Here is a 6,516-nt window from a genome sequence, read left to right as displayed (position 1 = left end):
GGAGTTCGATGCCGGCTGGTATGGACCCGAAGGCGACGAAACTTCGGATGCGACCACCGTTACGGTTGACCCGGCCCGCTCGTCCGGCCCGCTCGATTTACACCGGGTGATTAAATATGCCGAAAGCAAAGGAATCGGGATAATTGTTTATGTGAACCGCCGTGCTCTGGAAAAACAATTGGATGAAATTCTGCCGCTGTATAAATCGTGGGGAATAAAAGGTGTAAAATACGGATTTGTTCAGGTAGGTTCGCAGGAATGGACCGCCTGGCTGCACGAAGCGGTTAAAAAAGCAGCGGAAAATCAACTCATGGTGGATATTCACGACGAATACCGGCCCACAGGTTTTTCGCGAACTTATCCCAATTTGATGACCCAGGAGGGAATTCGCGGCGACGAGGAAAGTCCTTCCAACGTACACACGCTGATTACCCTGTTTACGCGCATGCTGGCCGGCGCCGGCGACAACACCAATTGTTACTATGCCCCGCGTGTAACTGAAAAAATGGGCGGGCACGCAGCGCAACTGGCCAAGGCGGTGATGTTGTATAGTCCATGGCAGTTTTTGTACTGGTACGACCGCCCGCAGGGTTCGCCCGGCAGGACTGGCGGCGCAGGAAGCTCGGAAGGGTACATTCAAAACCATCCCGAGCTGGAGTTTTTCAAAAACATGCCCACAGTTTGGGACGATACCAAAGTGATTGAAGGCAAAATCGGGGAATATGCCACTATCGCCCGAAAATCAGGCAACGACTGGTTTTTGGGGTCCCTCACCGGAAACACCGGAAAAACCGTTCAGTTCATCCCGGATTTCCTCGACAAGAGTACCAGCTACGAGGCAGTCATTTATTCCCACGACCCCGGTTCGGAATCATCCACCAAAGTAAAAATTGAAACCCGGAAAGTGAATGCCGGTTCGGTTTTGGAATTTGAGGTATCGGAAAATTCGGGTCTGGCGGTGCATTTTCGAAAGATTTTGAACCCAAAAAAATGCAACATATTATAATTTTGCTATAACTACGGTTAATTCTATCTTTCTATATTTTAGCCGGATAAATATTCCAAAAGTTCAGCATTTGCAGCGTTTTTTATCAAGCGCGCTCTTACTGGCCCTACATTATATATCTTATCTATTAAATTTATCTCAGTATTAAAATGTAAATCTTCTAATGTATAAATACCAGCTTCGTTAAGTTTAGTTTTTTGCCAATTTGTTAGAAGTTGCAAGACTTTAATCGGTTTCTTCAACATATTATTCAGTGATTGTGTGAAACTTGCTTCGTCCTCAACAGTATTTGTCAATTCTCTAATTGAATTGTAGGATGAATGATTTTTCCCAAACTCTGGAAATTTTTTTATAGATAAGCTATCAAAAAAATTTTGAGATTCACCATGTGGATTGCTATGCAATGCAATGATACAACCATATTTTACTTCATATCTATTTCCTAATTCAGCTCTAGTTGCTCGGACACTTGTATCAACCTTTCTAATGATTCCTGTATAGGTTAATAGTCTTAAAGATTCTTTGACTGTTTCTGGTGAATCTTTATGTATCCAAAAATAGATTGTTGATTCTTCTTTATTTTTTACTTTTCTACTTGAATTATAATTTGCTATTGCAGGTACGACTACATTTTCTAAAAAGTCTCTACCCCAATCGATAAGCACTTTATGACCTTTGTATTTCTCTCCCAACTCCGTATGTTCTGACCAAATCTGTCCTCTATAAAATTCTTTTATCAGTTGGTTTACTGAAGAAAAATTGAATTTTTGCAAATCTTGAATTGTCTTTAAAAGAATTCGGGGATTACCTCCGCAAGAAAGAGCTAAGGTTATAAAAAGTGAAAAATTATTATCAATAGCATTTTTTATATTAGCCTCGGCTTGATTTAATACGATTTTCTTAAAATAATCGATGTAATCACTTTCTTTTATGTTTCTATCAAGTTTTTTAAATATACAGTCATGAATAGGTTCAAATGATTCTCCAAAATAAGTTACACCTGGATAGATTGCTGCATTACATGTGATGTATGGAGATCTCAGGTCTTTGTATAGACTAAAAAATTGTCTTTGTTGTTCAGGTCGAAAAACATGTGCCGCTTCATCAAAAAAGAAATATATCCTTTCTAAACTATTATCTCTGCAAATATTTTCGATAGCATCCTTTACATCTTCAATATCAGGTAAACGACTTAGATCTATTTTTAAATCTCCTTTATATGAACTTTCAAAGGATTTAACAATATTTTTTAAATCCAATTCAATTTCATCGTTATTATCATTCTCATCATTACTTAATAAACTTGCCGAATGTGTTGAGACGATTAATCCTTTTTTTCTTAATGTATTGAGTAGACCTTTCAACGTTTTTGCAAGCATCCAGTGATAAAACTGAAGTTTATCCGTAGTATTTATTAAAGAGCTTATATTGAATGAAACGAATACAGCAATACAGGTTTTTCTTTCTTTTTCAATGTTTAGTTCGGCAACTCTCATTAAAAAAGATTTACCTGTACCTCTTGAGCCTTCTAATAAACAAGGTTCAGGGGAAAGAAGTGCGGAAATAATATCCATATCGTTTTCATTTATAACTGATAAGGATAAAATGTCCTCTGGTTTAATACTTTCAGTTCTAAGATAAAATGTTGACATAATTTAAACTTTTGGCCCACCAAACAATACTCTAATTGGATCAATATGACTAAGTTGAGCCGATAAAAACTCCATTGTTTCTCTCTCAGTAGTCGGAATTGCATTTAAATATCTACAAGATAAAGTAAACAAAATTATCTCTGAGATTTCAAAAAGTTGTTTGAAAAATTGTTCTATCAGGTCATTGTTATATTTTAAACGTATTCCACTTTTTGTCCAAGTCTCACTGTTACCGTGAACAAATTCAGAAAGTGAACGGTATACAGCTGCTGCTCTTTCATTGTAATCCTCAATGTAACCTGTTAATTCTTCAAAAAATGCATTACAGAATCTCAATGAAAGAACACCGTTGTCCTTATCAATTAGACTTGACCACTTTATGTCGCCCTTCCCTTTCAGCCATTCAGCGTGTTCCAACTTATCAATAGAGAAGTAAGCGACACCTAAGGCCATTTCAAAGGCGAGACGTAATGACGCAAAAGCCTGACGATACAATCCTAATGTTGAGCTAAGAATTGCAGATTCTATTTGTGATGAAGCAGTAGCTAATAATTCTTTTTCATTTTTGTCGGTTAAATGTTCAGAAAAATCATAAATGCAAGTTGCTAAATAATGAGCATTTCCTACGTTATCTAAATAGTTAGTAATTGTTGACAAAAATATTTCTTGAGATTCATCATTTATTTTTTTAAAATATTCTTTAATATCCATAAAAACAGTTTCATTAATATTTAGCTATCAAAAAAGATACTTTCATAAATTTTGTTTGTTAAATTCCCTGAATAAGCTTTATTATCATATTTAGTCTATTTTCATGTTCGGTTTACTTGTTAAACCATATTCCTGTTCTTTAGTAAAACATAAATCCATTATTTTATTTGCGGTAGTTCTGGAAAATTCCTTTTGAAATAATATGGCGGGTGCTCTATTCATTCGGTTTTCGGTTGATATTTTTAGGTTTTAAAACTAAACAATCTTTTGATAATGTGCAACAGGGCTGGAATAAAAAAACTCCTGATCTTTTAATCAAAAGATCAAAACAAAAAAAAGGTTGCCTCGGGAAAAGACAACCTGGGAACAATTTCAAAAAAGGGATAAGAGAGAGTAAAGGTAATTTTGGGAAAAGCAACCATTTTATTTTGAACAGCATTTAAAGAACGAATTTAAAATGACTCTTTTCTTTTACCTGCTACAAATAAAGCTTCAATATATTTCATTGCGTTTAAGACCCTGTTAAAGATTGATTAAATTCCGGTGCAATTATCGCCGGGTTCTTTTGCTACTTCCTTAAATTATTTCGTAACTTTCGAAGCATGAACACGCTGACTCAGGTTTTTGATGATGTTTTGGGGTTGTTTTATCCTCAACTTTGTATCACCTGCGGCGAAAGGCTTATTTCGCAGGAAAAATACCTTTGTATGAAATGCTGGTTCGATTTACCAATCAGCCGGTTTGAGAACGAGAACGAAAACAAAGTGGCACAGCTTTTCTGGGGCAGGGTTCAAATTGAACATGCCACTTCGTATTTCAATTATCGCAAAGGCAGTCGTTATCAGAAACTGATTCATTTTATAAAATACAAAGGATTAAAAGAGCTCGGCCTGGAAACCGGCAGGCGCTTTGGCGATATTTTGGCTGAAGCTGAAAATTTCAATCAGGTTGATACAATTGTTCCGGTGCCGCTGCATCCGAAAAAGCAGAAAAAACGCGGCTTTAATCAAAGTGAATGGATTGCCCGCGGAATTTCGGAAAGTTTGAATAAACCCATGCTGGAAAATAATTTATACCGAAAAATATTCACATCCACCCAAACCCGGAAAAACCGGTTTGAACGCTGGCAAAATGTGGATGGTATTTTTGGCGTTAATAATCCGGAAGAATTTGAAAACCAACACGTATTGATTGTTGATGATGTAGTGACAACAGGATCAACCCTGGAGGCCTGTGCTTATGAATTATTAAAAGTTTCCGGCGTAAAAGTTAGTATTGCCACTCTGGCTTTTGCCGACTTTTAAAAATCATTCAACCTCTTGCTGCTATTTTTGTTCTTTGTTTAGATTGAACGAAAATACAGAAATGGAATTTCAAATTAGTAAATATACTCCCGGGAAAAGGCCCGAAGTTGCCTTGCCAACACATGAGATTTACCGGATTTTGGGAGATGAAGGCATTCGGGAACTGGTGAAGGACCACTACGATTTGCTGGCCCAAAGTGAAATAAAAAACTTATTTCCGCAGGATGCAGCCGGACTGGAAAAGGCGGTAAAAAATGCATCTGATTTTTTCATCCAGATTTGTGGCGGGCCCATGTATTTTAACAAAAACCGTGGCCGTCCCATGATGTACAAACGCCATTTGCCTCATAAAATCACCCCCGAAGCACGCGAAGTCTGGCTCGACTGTTACCGGCAGGCCATTCAGAATCAGAATCTGACTGAAGAAGTTGCCCTTTCGTTTTGGAATTATCTCGATGCTTTTTCGAAATGGATGGTGAATTCCTGATACTATTCAGCGCCCAAAATTGTAATAAGCCGCCAGAGAAATCACATTATTAAACTGGTTATTTTGCCAGTAGTAACTGGTGGTTTCACCCCCTGACTTACCACGAATGGGCAGAACTGACAGGGCAAAACGCAAATCGAGTTTTACCTGGTTGAGCATGTCGAACTGAAATCCTATAAAAGGCTGTAAATCAACATTATTAAATGGATGTAAATCCTCTTCAGGAAATTTTCCGTACTCGTTATATTCCATTGCATGTATGAGGTAACCAGCTGAAATTCCAGCTATTACAGCACCTCTGTCGTTGGTTCGAAAACCCATAAATATTGGTACATCAACATAACCTAATCGCATTATGTACTTTCTGGGATCAGGGTCATTTTCTTTAATCTTTTTTCTTGATCCTTTTTGGGAATACTTGATCTCAATGCCGGAAAAGATTGCTGGGGCTATATCGGTTTGCACAAAAAATCCTGCTAATATACCAGGCTTATGATACCCGGTAACATTGGTTCCGTAAACCGATACTCCTTCCACTTGTGTGGCATTAAAACCCGCCAGAAATCCGCCTTCAAATCGTTGTGCAGTTGCCCAGTTTGCCAGGAATAATATGGCTACCGGAATAAATAATTTCTTTGTCATTTTATCTGAAGTTTTCAAGTTTCGTTTTTAACAGTTCAACTCCTTTGCCTGCTTTTTCTTCAATGTATTCCACATGTTCCAAATATACGTTCGGTTTATGCGGATCAATCACAAAAACCGGAGTTCCCTGCCTGATGTAATGCAACAGGCCGGCAGCCGGGTAAACCACCAGCGAAGTGCCCACTACCACAAAAATATCTGCCGTTTCTGCTATTTCAGCTGCGCGCTCAATTTCGGTAACCATTTCGCCAAACCATACGATGTGGGGCCGCAACTGACTTCCTTTCTCGCAGGTGTCGCCCATTTTCAATTCCCGGTTTTTCAGCGTGTAAACCAGGTTCGGATCAGCCGTACTTCGGGCTTTGCGCAACTCGCCGTGCAGGTGCAAAACTTTAGTGCTTCCGGCCTGCTCATGCAAATCGTCCACATTTTGAGTGATGACCTCCACATCGAACCAGTTTTCCAAATCGGCAATTCCCAGGTGACCGGCATTGGGCTTGGCTTCCCAAAGTTGTTTGCGGCGCTCGTTATAAAACCGAAGTACCAGTTCCGGGCTTTTTTGCCACGCTTCCGGACTGGCCACTTCGGTAACATCGTATTGCTCCCAAAGTCCGCCCATATCGCGGAAAGTTTTCAGTCCGCTTTCCTGACTGATTCCGGCACCCGAAAGTATCACCAGCTTTTTCTTCATTGTTAAAAAGTTTCCGGCTTAAA

General features: G+C 38.7%; 7 protein-coding genes. 3 read left to right on the top strand and 4 right to left on the bottom strand.

Going from position 1 to position 6,516, the window contains the following annotated elements; genetic code table 11:
* Positions 1 to 1,006 (top strand): glycoside hydrolase family 97 catalytic domain-containing protein (locus ACESMA_RS17625; RefSeq protein WP_372950180.1); only part of this gene is annotated, 1,006 nt, incomplete at its 5' end.
* Between the two features lie 38 nt (positions 1,007 to 1,044).
* On the opposite strand, the gene ACESMA_RS17620 is transcribed toward ACESMA_RS17625, so the two are convergent.
* A complete protein-coding gene (locus tag ACESMA_RS17620) occupies positions 1,045 to 2,658 on the bottom strand; it encodes a hypothetical protein (RefSeq protein ID WP_372950179.1) in 1,614 nt (537 codons plus the stop codon).
* Between the two features lie 3 nt (positions 2,659 to 2,661).
* Positions 2,662 to 3,369, bottom strand: a complete 708-nt coding sequence (locus ACESMA_RS17615) for a hypothetical protein (protein WP_372950178.1) — start codon at positions 3,367 to 3,369, stop codon at positions 2,662 to 2,664.
* A gap of 602 nt (positions 3,370 to 3,971) precedes the next feature.
* Here ACESMA_RS17615 and ACESMA_RS17610 point away from each other — a divergent pair.
* Both ACESMA_RS17610 and ACESMA_RS17605 read left to right on the top strand, forming a co-directional pair.
* Complete coding sequence (locus tag ACESMA_RS17610; protein ID WP_372950177.1) at positions 3,972 to 4,673, top strand: ComF family protein; 702 nt, start codon at positions 3,972 to 3,974, stop codon at positions 4,671 to 4,673.
* Between the two features lie 61 nt (positions 4,674 to 4,734).
* Positions 4,735 to 5,160, top strand: coding sequence for a hypothetical protein (locus ACESMA_RS17605; protein WP_372950176.1), 426 nt, complete (start codon positions 4,735 to 4,737; stop codon positions 5,158 to 5,160).
* A 6-nt stretch (positions 5,161 to 5,166) separates the two neighbouring features.
* Here the strand turns inward: ACESMA_RS17605 and ACESMA_RS17600 are convergent, their stop codons facing one another.
* Together ACESMA_RS17600 and ACESMA_RS17595 are read right to left on the bottom strand one after the other, a co-directional pair.
* A complete protein-coding gene (locus ACESMA_RS17600) occupies positions 5,167 to 5,802 on the bottom strand; it encodes an outer membrane beta-barrel protein (RefSeq protein ID WP_372950175.1) in 636 nt (211 codons plus the stop codon).
* 1 nt (position 5,803) lies between these two features.
* Positions 5,804 to 6,493 (bottom strand): SIR2 family NAD-dependent protein deacylase, encoded by a 690-nt coding sequence (locus ACESMA_RS17595; protein WP_372950174.1) that lies wholly within the window; start codon positions 6,491 to 6,493, stop codon positions 5,804 to 5,806.
* Positions 6,494 to 6,516: the final 23 nt, after the last annotated feature.

This window comes from Mariniphaga sp. (assembly GCF_041687215.1).
Lineage (GTDB): Bacteria > Bacteroidota > Bacteroidia > Bacteroidales > Prolixibacteraceae > Mariniphaga.
Note: the sequence above shows the minus strand (reverse complement) of the source record. Positions and strands in the feature narration are given on the sequence as shown.

What these genes read in the sequence shown, in the direction of transcription:
- ACESMA_RS17605 (WP_372950176.1), top strand. Translation starts at nt 4,735, where the DNA reads ATGGAATTTCAAATTAGTAAATATACTCCCGGGAAAAGGCCCGAAGTT.
- ACESMA_RS17610 (WP_372950177.1), top strand. Translation starts at nt 3,972, where the DNA reads ATGAACACGCTGACTCAGGTTTTTGATGATGTTTTGGGGTTGTTTTAT.
- ACESMA_RS17595 (WP_372950174.1), bottom strand. Translation starts at nt 6,493, where the DNA reads ATGAAGAAAAAGCTGGTGATACTTTCGGGTGCCGGAATCAGTCAGGAA.
- ACESMA_RS17615 (WP_372950178.1), bottom strand. Translation starts at nt 3,369, where the DNA reads ATGGATATTAAAGAATATTTTAAAAAAATAAATGATGAATCTCAAGAA.
- ACESMA_RS17600 (WP_372950175.1), bottom strand. Translation starts at nt 5,802, where the DNA reads ATGACAAAGAAATTATTTATTCCGGTAGCCATATTATTCCTGGCAAAC.
- ACESMA_RS17620 (WP_372950179.1), bottom strand. Translation starts at nt 2,658, where the DNA reads ATGTCAACATTTTATCTTAGAACTGAAAGTATTAAACCAGAGGACATT.